A 22,754-nucleotide genomic window follows, 5' to 3' on the forward strand; every position below is an offset into this window, starting at 1 on the left:
GCCAAGGCACAGCCCTTCTCCAAGTTTCCGAAGAAACATAGCAGTGAGAGGTTAACTATATGGAAAAATTGAGAAGTCAGGTTCAGTGCAGACGCTACCAAGTGATGCTCTCGATGCCGTCGAAGTCTATTTCCTCACCGTCATCGAATGTGATCCTCCCTGAAGCTCCCTCCGACAGGTTCAGGCTTTCATCGCCTACGTTCTCAACAGAACCGGATTCAACCTGAAGCACCCAACCCTGGCCTTCCACTGTGTTGCCATCAGCCGCAACGCCGCCGTCCCCCGTCTCCAAGCGGATTGTATCGTCCCAGCCGCTGCCGCCGTCGATGTGGTCAGACCCGTCCCCTGTCGCGTACAGGAACAGATCGTCTCCCGCGCCACCGGTCAGGGTGTCATCGCCGCCGCCGCCGGAGAGCAGGTCGTCACCGTGGTTGCCATCAATCCGATCGGCCTGGCCGGTGCCGGTGACGGTGTCGTCGCCGTAGCCCGCGTCGATCTCCTCGATCCCGGTGAGCTGGATGCCGCTGGAGAAGTCCAGCGTCTCATCCCCGGCGGTGCCCGCGATGACGTCATAGCCCTCGCCGCCGCGGATCTCCTCGATGGAGGTGAGGTTGCCGAGGTTGTCGGTCACCCGGAAGGTGTCGCCGTAGCGGCTGCCCTGCAGCGCGTCATGGCCCGCGCCGCCGTCGACCTGGTCGGTGCCCGCGGAGGAGCCGTGGACCAGGAAGGTGTCGTCGCCCGCGCCGCCCGAGAGGTGGTCGTCGCCGCGGTTGCCTTCGATGGTGTCGGCCTGGCCGGTGCCGGTGACGGTGTCGTCGCCGTAGCCCGCGTCGATCTCCTCGATCCCGGTGAGCTGGATGCCGCTGGAGAAGTCCAGCGTCTCATCCCCGGCGGTGCCCGCGATGACGTCATAGCCCTCGCCGCCGCGGATCTCCTCGATGGAGGTGAGGTTGCCGAGGTTGTCGGTCACCCGGAAGGTGTCGCCGTAGCGGCTGCCCTGCAGCGCGTCATGGCCCGCGCCGCCGTCGACCTGGTCGGTGCCCGCGGAGGAGCCGTGGACCAGGAAGGTGTCGTCGCCCGCGCCGCCCGAGAGGTGGTCGTCGCCGCGGTTGCCTTCGATGGTGTCGGCCTGGCCGGTGCCGGTGACGGTGTCGTCGCCGTAGCCCGCGTCGATCTCCTCGATCCCGGTGAGCTGGATGCCGCTGGAGAAGTCCAGCGTCTCATCCCCGGCGGTGCCCGCGATGACGTCATAGCCCTCGCCGCCGCGGATCTCCTCGATGGAGGTGAGGTTGCCGAGGTTGTCGGTCACCCGGAAGGTGTCGCCGTAGCGGCTGCCCTGCAGCGCGTCATGGCCCGCGCCGCCGTCGACCTGGTCGGTGCCCGCGGAGGAGCCGTGGACCAGGAAGGTGTCGTCGCCCGCGCCGCCCGAGAGGTGGTCGTCGCCGCGGTTGCCTTCGATGGTGTCGGCCTGGCCGGTGCCGGTGACGGTGTCGTCGCCGTAGCCCGCGTCGATCTCCTCGATCCCGGTGAGCTGGATGCCGCTGGAGAAGTCCAGCGTCTCATCCCCGGCGGTGCCCGCGATGACGTCATAGCCCTCGCCGCCGCGGATCTCCTCGATGGAGGTGAGGTTGCCGAGGTTGTCGGTCACCCGGAAGGTGTCGCCGTAGCGGCTGCCCTGCAGCGCGTCATGGCCCGCGCCGCCGTCGACCTGGTCGGTGCCCGCGGAGGAGCCGTGGACCAGGAAGGTATCATCGCCCGCGCCGCCCGCGAGGTGGTCGTCGCCGCGGTTGCCTTCGATGGTGTCGGCCTGATCAGTACCGGTGACGGTGTCGTCGCCGTAGCCCGCGTCGATCTCCTCGATCCCGGTGAGCTGGATGCCGCTGGAGAAGTCCAGCGTCTCACCCCCGGCGGTGCCCGCGATGACGTCATAGCCCTCGCCGCCGCGGATCTCCTCGATGGAGGTGAGGTTGCCGAGGTTGTCGGTCACCCGGAAGGTGTCGCCGTAGCGGCTGCCCTGCAGCGCGTCATGGCCCGCGCCGCCGTCGACCTGGTCGGTGCCCGCGGAGGAGCCGTGGACCAGGAAGGTGTCGTCGCCCGCGCCGCCCGAGAGGTGGTCGTCGCCGCGGTTGCCTTCGATGGTGTCGGCCTGGCCGGTGCCGGTGACGGTGTCGTCGCCGTAGCCCGCGTCGATCTCCTCGACCCCGGTGAGCTGGATGCCGCTGGAGAAGTCCAGCGTCTCATCCCCGGCGGTGCCCGCGATGACGTCATAGCCCTCGCCGCCGCGGATCTCCTCGATGGAGGTGAGGTTGCCGAGGTTGTCGGTCACCCGGAAGGTGTCGCCGTAGCGGCTGCCCTGCAGCGCGTCATGGCCCGCGCCGCCGTCGACCTGGTCGGTGCCCGCGGAGGAGCCGTGGACCAGGAAGGTATCATCGCCCGCGCCGCCCGCGAGGTGGTCGTCGCCGCGGTTGCCTTCGATGGTGTCGGCCTGATCAGTACCGGTGACGGTGTCGTCGCCGTAGCCCGCGTCGATCTCCTCGATCCCGGTGAGCTGGATGCCGCTGGAGAAGTCCAGCGTCTCACCCCCGGCGGTGCCCGCGATGACGTCATAGCCCTCGCCGCCGCGGATCTCCTCGATGGAGGTGAGGTTGCCGAGGTTGTCGGTCACCCGGAAGGTGTCGCCGTAGCGGCTGCCCTGCAGCGCGTCATGGCCCGCGCCGCCGTCGACCTGGTCGGTGCCCGCGGAGGAGCCGTGGACCAGGAAGGTATCGTCGCCCGCGCCGCCCGAAAGGTGGTCGTCGCCGCGGTTGCCTTCGATGGTGTCGGCTCCGCCGCTGCCGACCAAGTGATCTGCTTCATCAGTGCCCCTTAGATACATGCCATCAGGCTCGGGTTCGGGCTCGACTTCGACCTCCGGCTCCGTATTGGATCCCGGATCTGTACCGGGTTCTTCTCCGGGCGCCGGGTCCTCTTCCGTCTCCGGGTCGGTTTCCGGATCTGTGTCAGGTCCGTCACCGGATGCCGGGTCCTCTTCCGTCTCCGGGTCGGTTTCCGGATCTGTACCGGGTTCGCCACCGGGTGCCGGGTCCTCTGCCGTCTCCGGGTCGGTTTCCGGATCTGTGTCGGGTTCGTCTCCGGGCGCCGGGTCCTCTTCCGTCTCCGGGTCGGTTTCCGGATCTGTATCGGGTTCGTCACCGGATGCCGGGTCCTCTTCCGTCTCCGGATCGGTTTCCGGATCTGTGTCGGGTTCGTCACCGGGCGCCGGGTCCTCTGCCGTCTCCGGGTCGGTTTCCGGATCTGTACCGGGTTCGTCACCGGGCGCCGGGCCCTCTTCCGGCACCGGGTCGGTTTCCGGATCTGTGTCGGGTTCGTCTCCGGGCGCCGGGTCCTCTTCCGTCTCCGGGTCGGTTTCCGGATCTGTACCGGGTTCTTCTCCGGGCGCCGGGTCCTCTTCCGTCTCCGGGTCGGTTTCCGGATCTGTGTCAGGTCCGTCACCGGATGCCGGGTCCTCTTCCGTCTCCGGGTCGGTTTCCGGATCTGTACCGGGTTCGCCACCGGGTGCCGGGTCCTCTGCCGTCTCCGGGTCGGTTTCCGGATCTGTGTCGGGTTCGTCTCCGGGCGCCGGGTCCTCTTCCGTCTCCGGGTCGGTTTCCGGATCTGTACCGGGTTCTTCTCCGGGCGCCGGGTCCTCTTCCGTCTCCGGGTCGGTTTCCGGATCTGTGTCAGGTCCGTCACCGGATGCCGGGTCCTCTTCCGTCTCCGGGTCGGTTTCCGGATCTGTACCGGGTTCGCCACCGGGTGCCGGGTCCTCTGCCGTCTCCGGGTCGGTTTCCGGATCTGTGTCGGGTTCGTCTCCGGGTGCCGGGTCCTCTTCCGGTGCCGGATCGGTTTCCGGATCTGTCCCGGACACGCCAACGGGTGCCGGGCCATCTACCGTCTCCGGATCTGTACCTGCGCCGTCCGCCGGTGCCGGTCTGGCCTCTGGTTCTGAAGGACGTTCGGTCCCGGTGCTGGAGACTTCCTCTTGCACTGGCTCGGGTGTCGGGGCCGGGTCGCGTCCCGCGCCGAGGCTGGCCGCCTCGTTTGCCGGCACGGTATCAGAGGCTACCGGAGAGGTGTTGCCGTCTTGCACGGGAGCGGCGGTGCGCTGCGGGAAGGAGCCTGTGGCTCCGGTCGACTCCGGAGAGGTCTCCACATGGTTTTTTTGAAACGGGCCGGATGCAGAACGGAGTGCCTGCCAGCCCGAGCCCGCCAGATCCTGGAAATACATTCCAAGTGCCGAAAGTTTTGAAGAAAAGGCCGAAGCTGCTGCTTCGCCTCCTGTCAGAAGAGGTGTATCGGCGGCTGTGTCTTCCTGCCGCCGGTCGGCATCTGAGGTTTGGTGCTCTTGGGGAGCATAAAGGCGTTCCGGGCTGGTTTCTGAGCTATTTGCATTGAATTCTTTGGAATCCCGCACGGTACTTGTCTCCCGGTTGAGCTGGACACTTCATAACCGTCAAGGGTTAATAAAATGGAGAACCTGCCAGTTATCCGGAAATCGGCTTTAATGATGAGACCACCCGCTGTCGGCACTTATGTGCCATAGCGCCGGCCGGCATGGTGTGTTCAACCACTCAAGAACATGTTTGAAAATCATTCCCACAAAATTATCATCATCTGGAAGCACTAAGGGGGAGACTGTCCGAGCGCTTTCAGGGCGCTGTATTGCAGAAGCACTTCATTGCTGGCGTAATGATTAAAGTTGGAAAGCCAGTCCTGCCGAAGGGGGCCGCCTCCGGCCGCAGCAGAGGTATAGTCACGCGCGGCAAGGAAAAGCCGGCATGATTGAAACCGGTCATCCGAATGCGGATTGCTTTTGCTTCGAACTGTTTTACCTACAGGCTTCCTTGCCTGCGTTCTGATTACGCTGGCCGCATTCTTTAAACTGCTGTTTCTACGTTCTTCCTGGTGGCGAATACTCTTTCGCCCCCTTACATGCCGGTCGGCCTCTCAGCCTCAACTCTCTGCAGCCAAAGTTTCGGTGATCGAACGGCTCCACAGGAAAATGATTTTATCTCAGGGGTAAAGTAGTTCTCACTTTTCCCACTCGACCGCCACTCGAACCTCCCGCAGCCTACGGGGCCCGGCGGCCTCGCAGGGAGGCTATACCCTCAGCCCTTGCGCAGCAGATAGATATCCATGATCCAGCCATGCTCTGCGCGCGCCTTGGCACGGGTTGCGATGATTTCTTCCGTGACCTCTGGCAAAGGCCCGGCAATGGAAATCTGATTTTCCATCCCGGCATAGGCGGTCCAGAAGATCTCCACTCCTCGCGGCTCGATGGACTGGAAGGAACACTCTCCGTCCAGCATGATCACCAGCGTGTCGGCACTGTCCGGCCAGCCGTTTTCACGCAGCTGGCGGCCGGTGGTGATGGTGAAGGGCGCGCCGATTTCATTGACCGGGATGGCATGGGCTGCGGTCAGCGCCTGGATCGAAGTGATGCCGGGAATGACCGTCAGCTTGATCTCTGCCAGGATCTTCAGCCGTTCGGCAATCCGCATGGTGCTGTCGTAAAGCGACGGATCACCCCAGACCAGGAACCCGGCCTTGCCGCCCCCGGGCAGGTTGGTGATGATGTTCTGCCACCAGATCTCCGCGATGGCATCGTGCCAGTCGTCCACACGCTTGCGATAGCTCTTGGTAGCCTCATCCCGCACCGGCAGGGAAAACTCGACAACTTTCGGGCCATCGCCCTTGATGGCCCGGTTGCAAATCTCACGCCGCAGCCCCGCCAGGTCGTCCTTGCCCGCCCCCTTGTTGGGGATCAGAATCAGGTCCTGCGCGTTCAGCGCGTCGATCGCCTGCAGCGTCATGTGCTGAGGGTTGCCGGTACCGATGCCGATCAGGGAAAGCTCAATCATGACAGTGTCTTTCTCAATTGCCGGCTAAACTGCCCGGCAAGCCCTGGTCCGCCAGCGGTCCGTACAGAATCAGCACCGGGGCCTTGGTCTCCATCGCACGCAGCACTGATGGCAGCTCGCCCACGTTATGGCAGAACAGTTTCTGTTCGGGCGTTGAAACACCCAGTGCCACCAGCGCATGGGTGTCCGCAGGCAGCCCAGCCTCCATCAGCTTTTCCGCCAGCGCGGCAAAGGTGCTCTTGCCCATATAGACCACGGTGGTGGCATGTGGGTCTGCCAGCGCCGCCATGTTCAGGTCATCCGGCAGCCCGCCGGTCACGTCATGGCCGGTGATGAACTGCAGCCGACGCGCGGTCAGCCGGCGGGTCAGCGGAATATTTGCTGCCGCCGCCGCCGCCGAGGCCGCGGTGACACCCGGCACGATCTCGAACCCGATGCCCGCTTCGCGCAGGGCGGTCATCTCTTCCTCCAGCCGTCCGAAGACGCCGGAATCGCCGGACTTCAGCCGCACCACATTGAGGCCGGAGGACGCGTAGTCGACCAGCAACTGGCTGACATGGTCCTGCTTGGGGGAGGGGCGGCCAGCGCGTTTGCCGACGCCCACCAGATCAGCATCGGCGCGGGCGTGGCTCAGGATCGGTCCGGACGAGAGGTCGTCGAACAGGATCGCATCCGCCGCCTCCAGCCGCTTTACCGCCTTGACGGTCAGCAGCTCCGGGTCGCCCGGTCCGGAGGAGACAAAGCTCACAAAACCGCTCATGCTTGTTCTCCCGTGATCAGGTGGAAGAAGGTGCCTGTGACGTTGCTCTTGATGGAGCCGGTCTCCGGCACCGGGTTGCCGTCGGCATCCATCACATTGGCCAGCGGCGCGTCGGGCTCTTCCAGAATGGTGGAGTAGTGGAACTCATGCCCGCGCAGAGCGGTGCCAGCCTCAAAACCGGGCATCCCGGCCTGCAGAATGGCGCGGCGGTAGCCGAGGTGGAACTTGCGCTTCTCGTAGGAGGTCACAAGGCCCAGAAGGCCCAGCATCTGGTGGCGGTTGCCTTCCTTGTCGATCAGCGCCTCACCCAGGGCCATGTAGCCGCCGCATTCGCCATGCACCGGTTTGGTCTCGGCGTGCTTGCGGACACCGGCGCGGAAGGTCTCCGCCGCTGCCAGCGTCCCGCCATGCAGCTCCGGGTAGCCGCCGGGCAGCCAGACCAGATTGGCATCAGCCGCCGGGGCTTCATCGGCCAGCGGCGAGAACGGCAGGATTTCTGCGCCCGCTGCGCGCCAGCCGGTCAGCAGATGCGGGTAGGTAAAGGAAAACGCCGCATCCCGGGCCAGCGCAATCCGCTGCGCGGGCGGTTTGGGCAGGCTTGCTGCTGCCGGCGCCTGACCGGCCAGCGCTGCCGTCTTGATTGCTTTCAGGTCCACATGCTCGCGCAGAAACGCTGCATAACCCGCAATGGCGGCTTCCAGGTCGGGATGCTCCACCGCTTGAATGAGGCCCAGGTGCCGTTCCGGCAGGGTCAGGTCGCCGCGCCGGGGCAGAGAGCCCAGCACCTTGATGCCTGCCTTCTCCATCCCCAGCCGGGTCAGCCGTTCATGCCGCGGGCTGGCGACGCGGTTCAGGATCACCCCGGCAAAGGGCAGCTCCGGATCGTAATTCTTGAACCCCAGTGCGGTGGCCGCCGCCGATTGCGCCTGGCCGCCCACATCGACAACCAGCACCACCGGCCAGCCCATCCGCTTGGCGGTTTCGGCGGAGGAGCCGAAGCCAGACTGGCCGCGTGTCGCCACACCATCGTACAGGCCCATCGAGCCTTCGCCGACGCAGATTTCTGCGCCTGCGGACTGGCTTGTGACAGCATCCAGCAGCCCGCCGTCCATCGCCCAGGTGTCGAGGTTGAAGCTGGGCCGCTTGGCCGCTGCCAGGTGGAAGGCCGGGTCGATATAGTCCGGCCCGCTCTTGTAGGGCTGAACGGTCAACCCGTCCTCGGCCAGCGCCCGCAAAAGGCCCAGCATCACGGTGGTCTTGCCGGTGCCCGAGGAGGGCGCCGAAATCATCAGTCCGGGAGGGTTCATGTCTGTCATGGCCTTAGTCGTCCCCATGGCTCCAGCTCGACCACGGGCTGTCCGCGCTTTGCGGCCGGTAGCGGCGGTCGTAGTCGGTGGAATAGAGGCAGCTTTCGTCAAAGCCTTCGCCCTTCAGCACCGGACCCACCAGGATCAGCGCGGTGCGGGAGATCTTCTCATCCAGCGAGTCCTTCAGGGTCTCCAGCGTCGCGCGGATGATTTGCTGGTCCGGCCAGCTGGCGCGGTAGACCACGGCCACCGGGCAATCGCCGCCGTAATGCGGCGTCAGGCTGTCCACCACGTGGTCCAGATTGCCAATCGACAGGTGGATCGCCAGCGTGGTGCCGGTACGGGCGAAATTCTCCAGCGACTCGCCTGCAGGCATCGAGGACGCGCGGCCCGGGGTCCGCGTCAGCACCACCGACTGGCCAAGGCCCGGCAGTGTCAGCTCAGTGCCAAGCGCGGCGGCGGCGGCAGCGAAGGAGGGCACACCCGGGGTGACGCTGACCGGGATGCCTTCTGCCTTCAGGCGGCGGATCTGTTCACCAATCGCGGACCACACCGACAGGTCGCCCGAATGCAGACGCGCCACGTCCTGGCCCGCCTCATGCGCGGCCTTGATCTCTGCCACGATGGCGTCCAGGTCCATCGCCGCAGTGTTCACGATCTTCGCGTCTGCCGGGCAGTGGCTCAGGATTTCCTCTGGCACCAGCGAGCCTGCATAGAGGCACACCGGGCAGGACGCGATGATGTCGCGCCCGCGCAGGGTCAGAAGATCGGCAGCGCCCGGTCCGGCGCCAATGAAGTGAACGGTCATGGCTCAAGTCTTTCTGCTATGGCCGCGGTGGCAAGCCCATCCGCGGTGACAACTCTGGGGGTGAGAAGGCGCGCACGCACACCCGCAACCCCATGGCGCGCCCCGGCCAGCGCCGCGGCTTCCGCCAGCGACCCGGTGCCGAACCGCGCCTTGATCCGGGGCGAGCAAGTGAGGGTCTGCTCCCCGGCAATATCCTGTTCCTGCAGTGCAATCACCGGCAGCCCGGCGGCGCGCGCAAATTCCTGCATGGCAGAGGCTGCGGCCTTTTCGGCGATAGACGCCAGCGCGTCCACATGCTCGCCTGTCAGCGTCAGCGCGGCTTGCAAATCTGCCGCCGTTGCAGCGCTGCGAAATCCGATGCCCGCCACCTTCATCGCGTTACGCTCCACTGGATAACGGGTCGGGCCCGGCGCCAGTCACGCATGGAGCCCAAGGGCCCAGCCTCGGCAATCTCGGCTTTCAACAGGTGCCCGCCGCGCGCGGCATGAGCCTGCATCAGCAGGGTTTCGGTCTCCAGCGTGACACCATTGGCCACCAGCCGGGTGCCCTCGGGCAGGATCTCCCACAAGTGGTCCAGCAGCTCTTGCGAGCCGCCGCCGCCGATGAAGACACAGTCGGGCAAGGGCTGGCCCTCCAGCACTTGCGGTGCCTTGCCCAGAACCGGCGTCATCCGGTGATCCAGCCCGAATGCTGCCGCGTTGTCGCGGATGTTCTCCAGCCGGGTCTCGCGCGGCTCGAACGTGATCGCCCGCGCGCCGGGGGCGGCCAGGCACCACTCCACCGAGACCGAGCCGGAGCCGCCGCCGATGTCCCACAGCAGCTCGCTTGCGCGCGGTGCCAAAGCAGACAAGGTCAGCGCCCGGATCGGACGCTTTGTGATCTGCCCGTCGCTGGCAAAAAGATCATCCGCCAGCCCGGCCGCCTGCGGCAGGCCTTTGCTGCCCGCGGCCTCAACGGCCACGGCAACAGGCGCCTGAATGTCCTGCAGATCAAACCCTTCGGCAGTGGCAGAACGCACTTTCTGGCGCGGCCCGCCCAGGCATTCCATCACGGTCAAAGCGGAAGCGCCAAAGCCATCCGCGGCCAGCCATTCCGCCAGCTCCGCAGGTGCGGCTCCGTCCCGCATGGTGCAAATCACGCGCGTCCCGCCCCCGAGCAAGGGCCGCAGCCGCGCATAAGGCGCCGCGTGCAGGCCAAGGCACAGAACCTCTTCCAGCTTCCAGGCCAGATGGTTGGCCGCCAGCGCAAAGGTGGACGGCACCGGATGCGACACCCACTCGCCCGTCTCCAGATGGCGCGCCAGCGAGCCTCCGGCGCCATGCCAGAAGGGATCACCGGAGGCCAGAACGGCGACCTTGCGCCCGCGCGCTGCCAGCACCGGCTCGATGGAGAACGGCACCGGCCAAGGATGGCCCTTGCTGCCTGCGCCGGTCAACTCCAGATGCCGCGGGCCGCCGAATACGACCTCGGCCTCCGCCAGCGCCTTCCGGCTTGCATCGCTTAAGGAATCCAGTCCATTTTCGCCCAGACCGATTATCGTAAGCCACGGATCAGACATGACACGCATCCTTCTCCTGGGCGGCACCACCGAAGCCTCGTCGCTGGCCAAGACCCTGGCCGAGACGGGAGCGGATGCGGTGTTTTCCTACGCGGGCCGCACGGCCAAGCCCGTCAGCCAGCCGCTGACCACCCGTGTTGGCGGTTTTGGCGGCGCGGAAGGGCTGGCGGCTTACCTGAGCACCGAAGGCATCACCCATGTGGTCGATGCCACTCACCCGTTTGCCGCCCAGATGAGCACCAACGCGGTGTATGCCTGCGAAGCGGCGGGCGTGAAGCTTTGCGCCTTTGAACGCCCGGCCTGGCAGGAGGGGGAGGGCGACCAATGGGTTTACGCGGACAGTATCGAGGGCGCGGTAAGCGCTCTGCCCGAAACTCCCGCACGGGTGTTCCTGGCGATCGGCAAGCAGAACCTTGCACAGTTTGCGGCCAAACCCCAGCACCATTACCTGCTGCGGCTGGTGGACGCGCCGGAGGCGGACTTGCCGCTGCCGCACACCACGGTCGAGATCGCCCGGGGCCCGTTTGACGCCGCGGGCGACAACGCGCTGATGCAGCGCCATGGCATTACCCATGTGGTGGCCAAGAACGCAGGCGGCGCGGGTGCCGCGGCCAAACTCTCTGCCGCACGTGAGCTGAGCCTGCCGGTCATCATGATCGGCAGGCCGCAGGTGCCCGAACGGCCCGTCCTGGGCAGCGTGGCAGAGGTTATGGCCTGGCTGTCCCATTCCCCGGCTTAGGCCTCGGCTGCGTAGCGGGGCGTGTAGACGTAGTTGCCGACCCGGCGCGTGTCGCGGTTGCCGACAATCACCACGGTGCGCATGTCGGCCATTTCGGGCGTGGCCTCCTTCAGCGGCACGGTCAGCAGTTCCTGCCCGGGTTTGGTCACATCGCGGGCAAAGGTGATCAGCGTGTCCTGCCCGCAGGCCTCCCGCAGGATGTCCAGCGCCCGGGCAAACTGATGCGGCCGCGATTTTGAACGCGGATTGTAAAACGCCATCGCCAGACCGGCCTCGCCGACCAGCTGCAGGCGCTTTTCGATCAGGCTCCAGGGCTTCAGGTTGTCGCTGAGGTTGATGGCCGCGAAATCATGCCCCAACGGCGCGCCGATGGCGGCAGCAGCGGCCAGCATGGCGGTGATGCCGGGCAGCACCTTGATGTCCAGGTCCAGCCAGTCCGGGCGGCTTTCCGCGTTGTTCTCCAGCGCCTCGAACACGGCGGAGGCCATGGCAAAGACACCCGGATCACCGGAGGAGACCACGACCACGCGCTTGCCCTCTGCGGCCATCTCCAGCGCATGGGTGGCGCGGTCGACCTCGACGCGGTTGTCGGTGGCATGCAGGGTCAGCCCCTCGCGCGGATCGATGCGTTTGACGTAAGGGATATAGCCAACGATATCAGTGGCTTCCCCGATTGCCTCGCGGACTTCCTGTGTCACCAGCGCTTCGTTGCCCGGGCCTAGCCCGGCAATCACCACCCAGCCGTTTTGCGATAGTTTCATGGCCGACGCCCCTGTCCGTGAACCAATACGATGGAGAAATAGGGCACCTCGCCGTCGATCTCCGAGAGCTTCTGCACGGTCTGCTCCGGCATGGTGCCACGCTCGACCAGCCAAGCGTCATCCGCGCGGCCTGCACGTTCCAGCGCGCGGCGCAGCTTGGGCAGATTGCGGCCGATCTTCATCACCACCAGCGCATCCGTTTCCGCCGCACGCTTGGCCAGCTCATCCTCGCTGAGGGTGGCCATCGCCACGGTCAGCACATCGTCCCCCCAGGTAATCGGCTGGCCGGAGGCGGTCCAGCAGCCGGACATGCCGGTGATGCCGGGCACGATCTCCTGCTCGGCGCGGCCTTGCAGGCGGGTGTAGAGGTGCATGTAGGAGCCATAGAGGAACGGGTCGCCCTCGCACAGCACCACCACGTCCTCACCCTTGGCAATCTCGGCAAGGGTGTCGGCCCACTGGTCGTAGAATTCCGCCAGCACCCGGTTGTATTCGGGATCCGAGAAATGGATCTCGGTCGTCACCGGATATTCCATTGCGTGTTCGGTGACGCCCTCGGCGAGCATCCCCTCGACAATGGCGCGGGCCTGGCCCTGGCGGCCGGCCTTGCGGAAATAGGCGATGTGGCGCGCACCAGAGATCAGCTGGTGCGAGCGGACGCTCATCAGGTCGGGATCTCCGGGGCCAAGCCCTGCGCAGATGACTTTTCCCATGGGTCTTACTCTTTCCAGCTCGCCAGCGCGTTAACCGCGGCGACGGTGATGGCGGAGCCGCCCAGACGGCCCTTCACGATCATCGACGGCACCGGCAGGTCTTCCATTAGCGCGTCTTTGGACTCCATCGCGCCGACAAAACCCACAGGGCAGCCGATGATGGTGGCGGGGCGCGGGCAGGACGGGTCCTTCAGCATGTTCAGCAGGTGGAACAGCGCAGTGGGCGCATTGCCGATGGCAACCACGGCGCCTTCCAGTTTCGGGCGCCACAGCTCCAGCGCGGCGGCGGAGCGGGTGTTGGACATTTCCTTGGCCAGCTCCGGCACCTTGGGGTCGCGCAGGGTGCAGATCACTTCGTTGTCCGCAGGCAGGCGCGGGCGGGTGATGCCCTCGGAGACCATATAGGCGTCGCACAGGATCGGCGCACCGTTTGCAAGTGCTGCGCGGGCGGTCTCGGCCATGCCCTCGGAGAAGCACACGTGCTCTTCCAGCCCCACCATGCCGGCGGCGTGGATCATGCGGACGACGACGCTCTCCTCGTCCTTGTTGAAGCGCGCCAGATCGGCTTCGCGGCGGATGGTGGCAAAGCTTTCGGCGTAGATAGCGGCGCCGTTGGTTTCATAGGTGTGGAGCATGTCAGCTGCCCTCTGTCAGAAGTTCGGGAGCGGCGCGCAGGTCGGCGGCACTCAGGTTGGTCTTTAGCGGCTGATCCGCGGCAGTGCCATGGCGGATCAGGGAGAATTCGTTTTCGCCGGTCGCGGTCAGTGTCAACGGCGCGGGACCCGGGCAGGCGCAGCCCTTGGCGCAGCCGGAGATATGCAGCTTTGTCCCCGCCGGGACATGGGCCGCCAAGTCCCGCGCCAGATCGCGGGTGGAGGAAAGCGCCTGCAGGCAGCCGGGTGCTCCAGTGCACGCAACCACCTGCAGGCGCGGATCCGTGGCGTCCAGGATCAGGCCGGGCAGTGGCGGGAGGGTTCCGGCGCCTTCCACCAGCAGCATCCGCCAGGGTGTTAGGCGGATTCTGCCGTGATCTGCCAGCTGCGCAAGGGTTGCGGCAGGCATCTGGCCGAACTCCAGAGCAGCAAGCGTCCCTGCGGGCACAGTGCCCGGTTTTGCGGTGAAACCGGCCGTTTCCACCGGGGCGGCATGCGCTGCAGGCGGGCCGCGGCGCGCGATGAGGCGGTGCATCCTGCCACGGCCTTCGGGCGCGCCGCCCTGGTCGAGGAACCAGCGGGCCAGGGCGAGGGCTTCGGAAACGGCGGATTCACGTGTGACGGTTTGGCCGGTTTCGGCGCCGTCGGCGCGCAGGATTAGGGTTTCGCCGGCGCGTTCGATGCGGATGTCGGCGGCGGTGCCCTGCAGCACCGGCGTTTCGCCGCAGTCGACGGCAAAGCCGAACTTCCCGGGCAGTGGGAGGTCCGCTGCGGCTGTCAGAGCAGCGCTGAGACCGGTGGCTATGGCGTGGGTATCGTCGCCCTCGGCCCAGAACGGGGCGAGCAAGACATTGCGGCGGGCTTCGGCGCTGGCGTCCTTGTCGATCAGGCCAATGCCGCGCAAGGCTTCGATCAGCTCTCCATGCGCCTCTTCGCGGATACCGCGCATCTGCAGGTTGGCGCGGGCGGAGATATCCAGCAGGCCATTGCCAAGCTCTTCAGAAAGTCTTGCAACACCGTGCGCCTGGGCAGCGGACAGTTTACCCAAAGGCGCGCGCACCCGCACCACCAGCCCGTCACCGGACATCATCGGACGCAAGGCACCGGGGCACCAGCCATAGACTTTGGGTTCAGCGGCGCTGCTCATGCCGCGCCCTCCAGCTCTGCCATGATCGAGTTGCGCCGCGTGCTCCAGAGACCTGCATCGAACAGGGCGCGGAAGCGGTCGCGCATGGCGGCGAGCGCCTCCGGGTTTTCGCGCTCCATGAACTCCACCAGATCGTCGCGGCCCAGGGTGGCCTCAAAATAGAGGTCGAAGAGATGCGGCTGCACCACCTGCGCCAGATGCGCAAAGGCGGCCATGTGATCGAGCGTGGCGGCGATCTCAGCCGCGCCGCGGAAGCCGTGGGACATCATCGAGGTGGCCCAGTCCGGGTTGGCGGCGCGGGCGCGGGTGACGCGGGCGATTTCCTCGCCCAAGCTGCGCGCCTGCGGCTTGTCGGGGCGGGTCGCGTCGAGGTGGTAGAGCGCCGGCGCCGTCTGGCCGATGCGAGCCATGGCAGCGGCAAAGCCGGCCTCATGCGCGGCGTAATCAGACGCGATCAGCAGGTCGGTTTCCGGCAGGTCCTGCAGGTGCACGAAGCTGTCAGCGCCCTGCAGGCGGGTTTCCAGCGCCTCGCGGGCGTCGGTGATCGCGCCCTTGGCGTCGATGGCGTAGGAGGAGGCATTCAGCCAGGCCTCTCCGGCCGCCTGGCGTGCGGCGTCGGTGTAGTCGTCCAGATGCGGGTTCATCGACAACCCGTACTGGCCCGGCTTGGGACCGAAGACGCGCGGGGTCTCGGTGAGATAGGGGTTGTCTGCCTGGGTTTCTTCGCGTGCAGCCAGCGCGGCGGCGGCGGTTTCGAACATCTGGGCAAGGCCGGGGAAAACATCGCGGAACAGGCCGGACACCCGCAGGGTCACGTCGATGCGCGGGCGGTTCAGCATCGAGAGCGGCAGCACCTCGAAACCAGAGACGCGCTCAGAGCCTTCGTCCCACTTGGGTGCCAGCCCTGCCAGATGCAGCGCCATGGCAAATTCCTCGCCCGCGGTGCGCATGGTGGCGGAACCCCAGAGGTCGATCACCAGCCCCTTGGGCCAGTCGCCGTGGTCCTGAAGGTGGCGGCGCAGCAACTCTTCCGCCAGCTTGACCCCTTGCGCATGCGCCGCCCGCGACGGCACCGCCCGCGGGTCGGTGGTAAAGAGATTGCGGCCCGTCGGGATCACATCGGCGCGGCCGCGGAACGGCGAGCCAGAGGGGCCGGGGGTGACGATCTTGCCGTCCAGCGCGGCAATCAGCCCGGCGCGTTCCTCTGCCCCGCATTGGCCGGAGCCGAAGATATGCAGACCCTCGCCGTACTGGCTTTCCTTGATGTCGCAGACAAAGGCGTCGATGCGGGTGATGGCCTCGGCGGGGGAGGTGTCGGGAGTGAGGCCCAGGTCGGCCTCTACCCCGGTTCCCTGCGCTTCGGCGCGGATGTCGCCGATCAGCCGGTCGCGGCGGGCGGGATCCAGACCATCCGCAGTGGAGTATTCGTCCAGCAGGCTTTCGAGCCGGGCCATGCCCTCGGGCAGGTTTGTCTGCGCCAGCGGCGGTGGCAGGTGGCCGATGGTGACGGCACCGATACGGCGCTTGGCCTGGGCGGCCTCGCCGGGGTCGTTGACGATGAACGGATAGGCGACCGGCAGCGGGCCGGTCAGCACCTCGGGCCAGCAGGTGCCGGAGAGCGCCACCGCCTTGCCCGGCAGCCATTCCAGGGTGCCGTGGGCGCCGATGTGGATGAGGGCGTCGGTTTGGCTGCGCAGCCACAGGTAAAAGGCCACATAGGCGTGGCGCGGCGTGCGGTCGAGATCGTGGTAGTCATCGACGCGGGTTTTCACTTCGCCGCGTTCGGGCTGCAGCGCGACCAGGGCGTTGCCAGCACGCAAAGCCTTGAAATGAAAGGCGCCGTCGCGGCAGTCTGCGTCTTCTTCCGGGCTGCCCCAGGCCTCGGCCAGGGTGTCCTGCAGGTTTTGCGGCAGGGTGGCGAGGGTCTGGCGGTAGTCCTCCAGCGGGGCGCTGAGGGTCTCTTCCATCAGCCGCAGGCCGGTGTTTTCGAGCGCTTCGACGGCGTAGCCTTGGGCGGAGAGTTCGCACAGGATCTCGTCGCAGGAGACCAGCGCGTCGAGGCCGACGGCATGGGCCAGGTTGTGGTCGCGGCCGGGGTAGGTGGAGAGGATCAGGGCAAGGCGCTTGTCTGCATTCGGCAGTTTGGCGAGGCGCAGCCAGCCCTCCACGCGGTCCACAGCAGCCTTGATGCGGTCCGCATCGGCGCGGTGGGCAAAGCGGGAGTACTGCAGATCCGGGTCTTTCTTGCCTGGCGATTTGAAGCTGACGACACCGGCGAAGATGCGGCCGTCAACCTCCGGCAGGACGACGTGCATGGCGAGGTCGGCGGGCGACAGCCCGCGGTCGGCCTCACGCCAGTCTTTCTTGCGGGCTGTCGAGAGGGCGACCTGGAACACCGGGCAGCCGGTTGTGCTAAGCGGCGAGGCGCTGCCGTCGGTGCCTTGCGCGGAGAAGGCGGTGGCGTTGATGATCGCGGCAGGGTTCAGCCCGGGCAGCTTTTCGCGCAGCCAATCCGCGGCGGCAGGCGCCTTGAGGCTGGCGGCAAAGACGCCAAAGGCCGCGTAGCCGCGGGCGCGCAGCTCTTCGATCAGTGCATCCACCGGCGCGGTGTCGGCGGCGGTAAGGTAGGAGCGGTAGAAGCTCACCAGCACCAGCGGCAGGTCCTGCGGCGGCAGGTCCGCGAGCACGCCCTTGGCTGGGTCATAGAAGCCGTGCACGGGCATGGACTTGAGGCCGAGGACGGGGCCAGCATAGAGGCCTGCTGCCAGCGACAGCTGCGCAAGCGCAGCCTGGGCTGCGACAGCGCCGCCGGCGTCGCACAGGGATTGCAGGCGGCGCAGGGTGGAGACGGGCAGGGTGGAGAGCTCATCCAGCCGCGCATCCTCGCGCCCGTCGGCCGGCAGGATTGCCAGCGCGATGCCCTTGCGGCGGGCAAGGTCCTGCAGGGTGGCAAGGCCGTAAGACCAGTAGCTTTCGCCGCCGATCAGGCGGACCAGGACGCCCTTGGCGCCCTCGAGTGTTTGTTCCGCGTAGACGTCGACCGAGAGCGGGTGTTTCAGCGCCACCAGGTTGGCAACCCTTAGGCTGGGCAGCTTGCCGTCTGCCCGGTGCCAGCCCGCGGCGAAGGCGCCGAGGTCGCTGTCGGAAAACGACAGCACCACCAGGTCCGCGGGCGTCTGCCCGAGGTCCTGCGGGGTATCGGTCTCGTCAAGGCCGTGGCTTTCGCGGAAGACGACGTGCATGGGTCAGGCCCTTTCGGAAAGAAGAGCAGAGGGCAGTGTCCGGCCTCGGGAGGAAGCGAAGCGCCCTCCCGTCAAACCAAAGGTTTGCCTCCGGCAAAACGGGGAGGTCGGGCGCTGCCCGGCGTTGCCGCCGGGCGAAACGTTTGAAGTTTCGCCTTGGGGCATCAGCTTCAGGCCCCCAGCTCGGCGCGGATGGCCTGTTCGTCGATGTCGTCATGCTCGGCGATGACCACCAGGGCGGTCTTGCGCGGCTGCGCGCCCCAGGGCTGATCATACTGGGCGCGCAGGCGCTCGCCCACGGCCTGCACCAGCATCCGCATCGGTTTTCCCTCCACCGCGACATAGCCTTTGACGCGCAGGATGTTGCGCTCGCGGGCGAGTTTCACGATGGCATTCTGCAGCGCTTCGGGGTCGGAGACTTCGCCCATTTCGACAACGATGCTTTCAAAATCGTCATGCTCGTGGTCGTGGTGGCCGTCGTGGTGGCTGGGGCGGGCGTCCAGATCATCCTCGGCAGCCGCGCCCAGACCCAGGATGATGCGCGGGTCGATGACGCCTTCGCTCATCGGCAGGATCGGCAGCTTGCGGGGCGCCTCGGCCTCGATCACCGCGCGGGCCTTCTCGACACCTGCGTCGCCGGCCAGGTCGGCCTTGGACAGAAGCACGATGTCGGCACAGGAGATCTGGTCCTCGAACACTTCGCTGAGCGGGGTTTCGTGGTCGATGCTGTCGTCCGCCTCGCGCTGGGCCTGCACGGCGTCCAGGTCGGGGGCGAACTGGCCCTTGGCAACGGCCTCGGCATCGGCCAGCGCAATCACGCCGTCAACGGTGATGCGGGAGCGTATCGCGGGCCAGTCGAAGGCCTTGAGCAGCGGCTTGGGCAGCGCCAGGCCGGAGGTTTCGATCACGATGTGATCGGGTTTTTCCGGCAGGTTCATCAGCTGCTCGATAGTGGGGATGAAGTCATCGGCTACGGTGCAGCAGATGCAGCCGTTGGCCAGTTCCATGATGTTCTCCGCCGGGCAGTTTTCATCGGCGCAGGACTTCAGGATGTCGCCGTCCACACCGGCGGTGCCGAATTCGTTCACCACAACCGCCAGGCGCTTGCCCTGCGGGTTCTGCATCAGGTGGCGGATCAGGGTGGTCTTGCCCGCACCGAGGAAGCCGGTGATGACGGTGACGGGGATCTTGTTGAGGTCGCTCATGATTACTCCTCGGAGAAGAACTTGGCCGGCGGGATGCGGGCAATGGATTGCTTGCGGAAGGTCTGCGGGCGCTCGCGCCAGGGCACGACGCCGTCGGCGGTGGCGGCATAGGCGGCGGCGCCTTCCAGGATCTCGGGAACGTGCTGGTCCGGGTCAAGGTCGCCGTAGACATAGGTCCAGCGCTCCGCGCCGCCGACCAAGGCAACAGCGCAGCCGCGCTTGCAGGAGGACAGGCATTCGACACCGCGCAGGCGGACGCCTTCGGGCATCCCGGCTTCTTCCAGGGCTGCGTGAAGGATGGCGCCGGGGCGGGCGGCCTCGGGGTCGGCGCCCTCGCGACGGCAGGTGAGGCAAACGGTCAGCGTGACCGGTCCCTGGGTGCTGGCAGTTTTGCCTGCCATTTCGTCAGCCATCAGCGCGTCTCCTGTCGCGGCAGGGCGTGCGGGATGGCCAGAAAGGAACTGTGTCGTGCCAGTCCCTCGCCCGGTCGCAGAACACCCCGTCTGCCCGTTGATCTCTCTCTCGCTGGCAGGTCTCCCGGCTTGCGGATGCCAAGGCGCTTGCCTTGCCGGCCATCCTGCCTTCCCGGGAGTTTTCCCCAGTGGCATGGCGGCCTCATCCGGTCACGGTCGCGGGGGCGGCTGTGCTTCGGCCTCGAACGGCCTTCACATTCCCTCTTCGCCTGTTTTCACAGGAACCAGCGGAACCCCCTTGCGCTATGGCGGGCTTCTTTGTCAAGACATGGGGTCAAACAGCTGGAGAGCCCCCATGAGCGAAAAGTCTGAAACCGGCATCTCAGAAGAAGAAGCCGCCCGTCACGCCTCCAAGATGGCCAAGAAGAAGGCCGCGCGCGACCGGATGATGAAGACCAAGGAAGGCGAGAAGGGCCTAATCATCGTCCACACCGGGCCGGGCAAGGGCAAATCCTCCTCCGGCTTCGGCATGATCATGCGCTGCATTGCCCATGGGATGCCGTCCGCCGTGGTGCAGTTCATCAAGGGCGCCTGGCAGACCGGCGAGCGCACCCTGATCGAGGAGAACTTCAGCGATCTCTGCCAATTCTATGCGATGGGCGAGGGCTTTACCTGGGAAACCCAGGACAAGGCGCGCGACATTGCCGCCGCGCAAAAGGGCTGGGAAAAGGCCAAGGAGATGATCTTGGATGAGCGCAATACCATGGTGCTCTTGGATGAGATCAACATTGCGCTGCGCTATGAGTATCTGGATCTGGAGGAGGTGCTGGAATTCCTGGTCGAGCAGAAGCCGCCGATGACCCATGTGGTGCTGACGGGCCGCAACGCCAAGGAGGAGCTGATCGAGATCGCCGATCTGGTGAGCGAGATGGGCCAGATCAAACACCCGTTCCGCGCCGGCGTGAAGGCACAGAAGGGCGTGGAGTTTTAAGACCCTTTCAGAATGTCCCGCCCGGCCGCCAGGCCGGGCAGCGCCCGTCCCCCCCCACGGGGCGGGCGCTTCGCTTCCACCCTGCCGGGCCGAGCACCGCCCTTTGAGTTATGCCGCCAACTGCGCCGCTTTGCCTTGGATGTAGTCATTCACCGCGGCGCGCTGGGCTTCATCCAGCCGCAGCCCCAGCTTGGTGCGCCGCCACAGGTAGTCGTCTCCAGTTCGTACCCATTCGCGGGCAATTGCCCAGTCCAGTTCCTGCGCGGTGATCGTCGCCCCGAAGTCCTGCCCCATATCAGCCGCGGATTTGGCCTCGCCCAGAAGCTCCCAGGCCTCGGTGCCATAGGCGCGGATCAGGCGGCGGGTCCCGTAGGGCGAAAGGAACGGATAGTCCGCTGCGAGTTTACTTTGCAGCTTTTCCACATGCGCCACCGCGAAATCGCCTCCGGGCAGGGCCACGCCTGCGGTCCAGTCCGCGGGCAGCTGCGGGAAAACCTCGCCGATCTTTGCCAGCGCCGCCTCTGCCAGCTTGCGGTAGGTGGTGATCTTGCCGCCGAAGACATTCAAGAGCGGCGCCTGTGCCTGATCCAGTGTCAGCACATATTCGCGGGTCGCCGCGGTGGCAGAGCTGGCGCCGTCGTCAAAAAGCGGGCGCACGCCGGAATAGGTCCAGACGATATCCTCGCGCTTGAGCGGCTGATTGAAATATCCTGATGCAAAATCAATCAGATAGTCCTGCTCCTCTGCGGTGCATTCCGGCGCGGTGTCCGGATCGGAGTGGTCGCTGTCCGTTGTGCCGATCAGGGTGAAATCTTCCTCATAGGGAATGGCAAAGATGATCCGCCCGTCGGTTCCCTGGAAGAAGTAGCAGCGCCCGTGATCGAACAGCTTCGGCACCACGATATGGCTGCCGCGCACCAGGCGGATGTTTTCGCGGCTGTTCTGGCCCAGCTTTTGGTGCAGCACGTCTGCGACCCATGGCCCGCCCGCGTTGACGAGCATTTTCGCGCGGCGCTGATGGGTGTCGCCGGTGGCCTGGTCCTGCAGGGTGATCACCCAGTGGTCCGCATGGCGCTCGGCTGACAGCACCTTGGTCCGGGTCAGGATCTCGGCGCCGCGGGCCTGTGCGTCGCGGGCGTTCAGGACGACCAGGCGGGCGTCCTCGATCCAGCAGTCGGAATATTCAAAGGCGGTCTTGAACTTGTCCTTCAGGGGCCTGCCCGCCGGGTCGGCCTCCAGATCCAGTTTCGCCGTGCCGGGCAGAATGCCGCGCTTTCCAAGCGAGTCGTACAGGAACAGCCCCAGCCGGATCAGCCAGGCCGGTCGGCGGCCCTTCATCCAGGGCATGAAGGTGGTGAGCAGTTTCGACGTGGGCGTCTCGCTGTCGAACCGCATGTCCTTGTGAAACGGCAGCACAAAGCGCATCGGCCAGGAGATATGCGGCATCGCTTTCAGCAGCACTTCGCGCTCGATCAGCGCCTCGCGCACCAGGCGGAACTCAAAATATTCGAGATAGCGCAAGCCGCCGTGGAACAGCTTGGTGGATGCGGAGGAGGTGGCCGAGGCGAGATCGTTCATCTCTGCCAGCGTCACCGACAATCCGCGGCCGGCGGCGTCGCGGGCGATGCCGCAGCCGTTGATGCCGCCGCCGATGATGAAAAGGTCCGTTACAGGCGTGTCAATCATTTTCGCTGCTTTCGTTTTGTCCTGCGGTCAGGATGCGGGTGCCGGCGGCCAGCGCGGCCTCGGCGAATTCTGCGGGAGCCGGGCGGTCGGTGATCACCACGTCCAGGTCGGAGACATCGCAGATCCGAACCGGAGCGGAGCGGTCGAACTTGCTGCCGTCGCAGACCAGTACCCTCTGCCGGGCGTTCTTCAGGATCGCGCGGGCGACCGAAACCTCGCGGGCGTCGTGGTCCATCACTGCGCCGTCGGCATCCAGCGCAGAGGCGCCGATGACGGCAAAGTCCACCTTGTAGCGGGAGAAGAACTCCACCGCGTCCTCGCCAACGATGGCGCCGTCGCTTTGCCGCACAGTGCCGCCGGCCAGGACCAGTTCCTTGGCCTGTCCGCCCATCATCATGTTGATAATGTTGATGTTGTTGGACATCACGGTCAGGCCGCTGTGGCCGGACAGCGCCCGGGCAACCTGTTCTGTTGATGTGCCGATGTTGAGGCTGAGCGAGCAGTTGTCGGGGATCAGTTCCGCGGCGAGAGAGGCCATCGCCAGCTTGTTGCCGGCGTTCAGCTTGCGCCGGTCCACGTAACCCTGGCTGGCGGCGGAGCTCACGCGGACGGCACCGCCGTGCACGCGAGACAGCGCGCCCCGCGCCGACAGGTCGCGCAGGTCTGCGCGCACGGTCTGCAAGGACACGCCAAAGCGCTGTGAGAGATCCTCAACCTCGACCCGGTCCTGACGGTTCAGGAGGGATATGATTTCGTTCTGACGGCTTGTGGCATCCATTTGCTTTCCTTTCGCTGCGATTCTGTAGCGTATCGCGCGTGAAGAGTCACTATTCGTTTTCGTATTGCTTTCGCGGTGCTTGAAAACGAAAAG

General features: G+C 66.1%; 18 protein-coding genes and 1 riboswitch. Of the genes, 2 read left to right on the plus strand and 16 right to left on the minus strand.

The window, feature by feature from the left end:
- Positions 1–94 precede the first annotated feature (94 nt).
- The 7 genes from AC58NV_RS08860 to cbiE form a co-directional block, all read right to left on the minus strand.
- Complete coding sequence (locus tag AC58NV_RS08860; RefSeq protein ID WP_497226801.1) at positions 95–4,267, minus strand: beta strand repeat-containing protein; 4,173 nt, start codon at positions 4,265–4,267, stop codon at positions 95–97.
- A gap of 880 nt (positions 4,268–5,147) precedes the next feature.
- Complete coding sequence (gene cobF / locus AC58NV_RS08865; RefSeq protein WP_497226802.1) at positions 5,148–5,900, minus strand: precorrin-6A synthase (deacetylating); 753 nt, start codon at positions 5,898–5,900, stop codon at positions 5,148–5,150.
- 13 nt (positions 5,901–5,913) lie between these two features.
- Entirely contained in the window at positions 5,914–6,660 is a 747-nt protein-coding gene (gene cobA, locus AC58NV_RS08870; RefSeq protein ID WP_497226803.1) for a uroporphyrinogen-III C-methyltransferase, read from the minus strand.
- On the minus strand, positions 6,657–7,976 hold the full coding sequence (locus AC58NV_RS08875) for a cobyrinic acid a,c-diamide synthase CobB (protein WP_497226804.1): 1,320 nt from the start codon (positions 7,974–7,976) through the stop codon (positions 6,657–6,659). Before AC58NV_RS08875 ends, cobA begins: the two co-directional genes overlap by 4 nt.
- Positions 7,977–7,980: 4 nt before the next feature.
- Positions 7,981–8,775 carry a precorrin-4 C(11)-methyltransferase gene (gene cobM, locus AC58NV_RS08880; RefSeq protein ID WP_497226805.1) on the minus strand — a complete coding sequence of 265 codons (795 nt, stop codon included), beginning with the start codon at positions 8,773–8,775 and terminating at the stop codon, positions 7,981–7,983.
- Positions 8,772–9,149, minus strand: a complete 378-nt coding sequence (locus AC58NV_RS08885) for a cobalamin biosynthesis protein (RefSeq protein ID WP_497226806.1) — start codon at positions 9,147–9,149, stop codon at positions 8,772–8,774. Before AC58NV_RS08885 ends, cobM begins: the two co-directional genes overlap by 4 nt.
- A complete protein-coding gene (gene cbiE, locus AC58NV_RS08890; RefSeq protein WP_497226807.1) occupies positions 9,146–10,333 on the minus strand; it encodes a precorrin-6y C5,15-methyltransferase (decarboxylating) subunit CbiE in 1,188 nt (395 codons plus the stop codon). The genes AC58NV_RS08885 and cbiE overlap by 4 nt, the downstream gene beginning before the upstream one ends.
- Between cbiE and AC58NV_RS08895 the strand changes: the two genes are divergently transcribed.
- Complete coding sequence (locus AC58NV_RS08895) at positions 10,332–11,072, plus strand: cobalt-precorrin-6A reductase (protein WP_497226808.1); 741 nt, start codon at positions 10,332–10,334, stop codon at positions 11,070–11,072. The two genes, cbiE and AC58NV_RS08895, sit on opposite strands and share 2 nt — an antisense overlap.
- Here AC58NV_RS08895 and cobJ read toward each other — a convergent pair.
- The 7 genes from cobJ to AC58NV_RS08930 form a co-directional block, all read right to left on the minus strand.
- Positions 11,069–11,833: a precorrin-3B C(17)-methyltransferase gene (cobJ, locus tag AC58NV_RS08900; RefSeq protein WP_497226809.1), complete on the minus strand. Its 765-nt coding sequence runs from the start codon at positions 11,831–11,833 to the stop codon at positions 11,069–11,071. The two genes, AC58NV_RS08895 and cobJ, sit on opposite strands and share 4 nt — an antisense overlap.
- Positions 11,830–12,546, minus strand: coding sequence for a precorrin-2 C(20)-methyltransferase (locus AC58NV_RS08905; RefSeq protein WP_497226810.1), 717 nt, complete (start codon positions 12,544–12,546; stop codon positions 11,830–11,832). Before AC58NV_RS08905 ends, cobJ begins: the two co-directional genes overlap by 4 nt.
- Positions 12,547–12,551: 5 nt before the next feature.
- The gene (locus AC58NV_RS08910) at positions 12,552–13,181 is read right to left on the minus strand and encodes a precorrin-8X methylmutase (RefSeq protein WP_497226811.1); all 630 of its coding nucleotides are present in this window, start codon (positions 13,179–13,181) and stop codon (positions 12,552–12,554) included.
- Between the two features lies 1 nt (position 13,182).
- Positions 13,183–14,346, minus strand: coding sequence for a precorrin-3B synthase (gene cobG / locus AC58NV_RS08915; RefSeq protein WP_497226812.1), 1,164 nt, complete (start codon positions 14,344–14,346; stop codon positions 13,183–13,185).
- Positions 14,343–17,588, minus strand: coding sequence for a cobaltochelatase subunit CobN (gene cobN / locus AC58NV_RS08920; RefSeq protein WP_497226813.1), 3,246 nt, complete (start codon positions 17,586–17,588; stop codon positions 14,343–14,345). Before cobN ends, cobG begins: the two co-directional genes overlap by 4 nt.
- 170 nt (positions 17,589–17,758) lie before the next feature.
- The gene (gene cobW / locus AC58NV_RS08925; RefSeq protein ID WP_497226814.1) at positions 17,759–18,793 is read right to left on the minus strand and encodes a cobalamin biosynthesis protein CobW; all 1,035 of its coding nucleotides are present in this window, start codon (positions 18,791–18,793) and stop codon (positions 17,759–17,761) included.
- A 2-nt stretch (positions 18,794–18,795) separates the two neighbouring features.
- Positions 18,796–19,206: a DUF1636 family protein gene (locus tag AC58NV_RS08930; RefSeq protein WP_497226815.1), complete on the minus strand. Its 411-nt coding sequence runs from the start codon at positions 19,204–19,206 to the stop codon at positions 18,796–18,798.
- Positions 19,207–19,303: 97 nt separating this feature from the next.
- Positions 19,304–19,510, minus strand: a riboswitch (cobalamin riboswitch).
- A 51-nt stretch (positions 19,511–19,561) separates the two neighbouring features.
- Between AC58NV_RS08930 and cobO the strand changes: the two genes are divergently transcribed.
- Positions 19,562–20,197 carry a cob(I)yrinic acid a,c-diamide adenosyltransferase gene (gene cobO / locus AC58NV_RS08935; RefSeq protein ID WP_497226816.1) on the plus strand — a complete coding sequence of 212 codons (636 nt, stop codon included), beginning with the start codon at positions 19,562–19,564 and terminating at the stop codon, positions 20,195–20,197.
- 108 nt (positions 20,198–20,305) lie between these two features.
- On the opposite strand, the gene glpD is transcribed toward cobO, so the two are convergent.
- Both glpD and AC58NV_RS08945 read right to left on the minus strand, forming a co-directional pair.
- Positions 20,306–21,883, minus strand: a complete 1,578-nt coding sequence (gene glpD / locus AC58NV_RS08940) for a glycerol-3-phosphate dehydrogenase (RefSeq protein WP_497226817.1) — start codon at positions 21,881–21,883, stop codon at positions 20,306–20,308.
- The gene (locus AC58NV_RS08945) at positions 21,876–22,661 is read right to left on the minus strand and encodes a DeoR/GlpR family DNA-binding transcription regulator (RefSeq protein ID WP_497226818.1); all 786 of its coding nucleotides are present in this window, start codon (positions 22,659–22,661) and stop codon (positions 21,876–21,878) included. The genes glpD and AC58NV_RS08945 overlap by 8 nt, the downstream gene beginning before the upstream one ends.
- Between the last annotated feature and the right edge of the window lie 93 nt (positions 22,662–22,754).

It is taken from the genome of Leisingera sp. ANG49, from assembly GCF_059694505.1.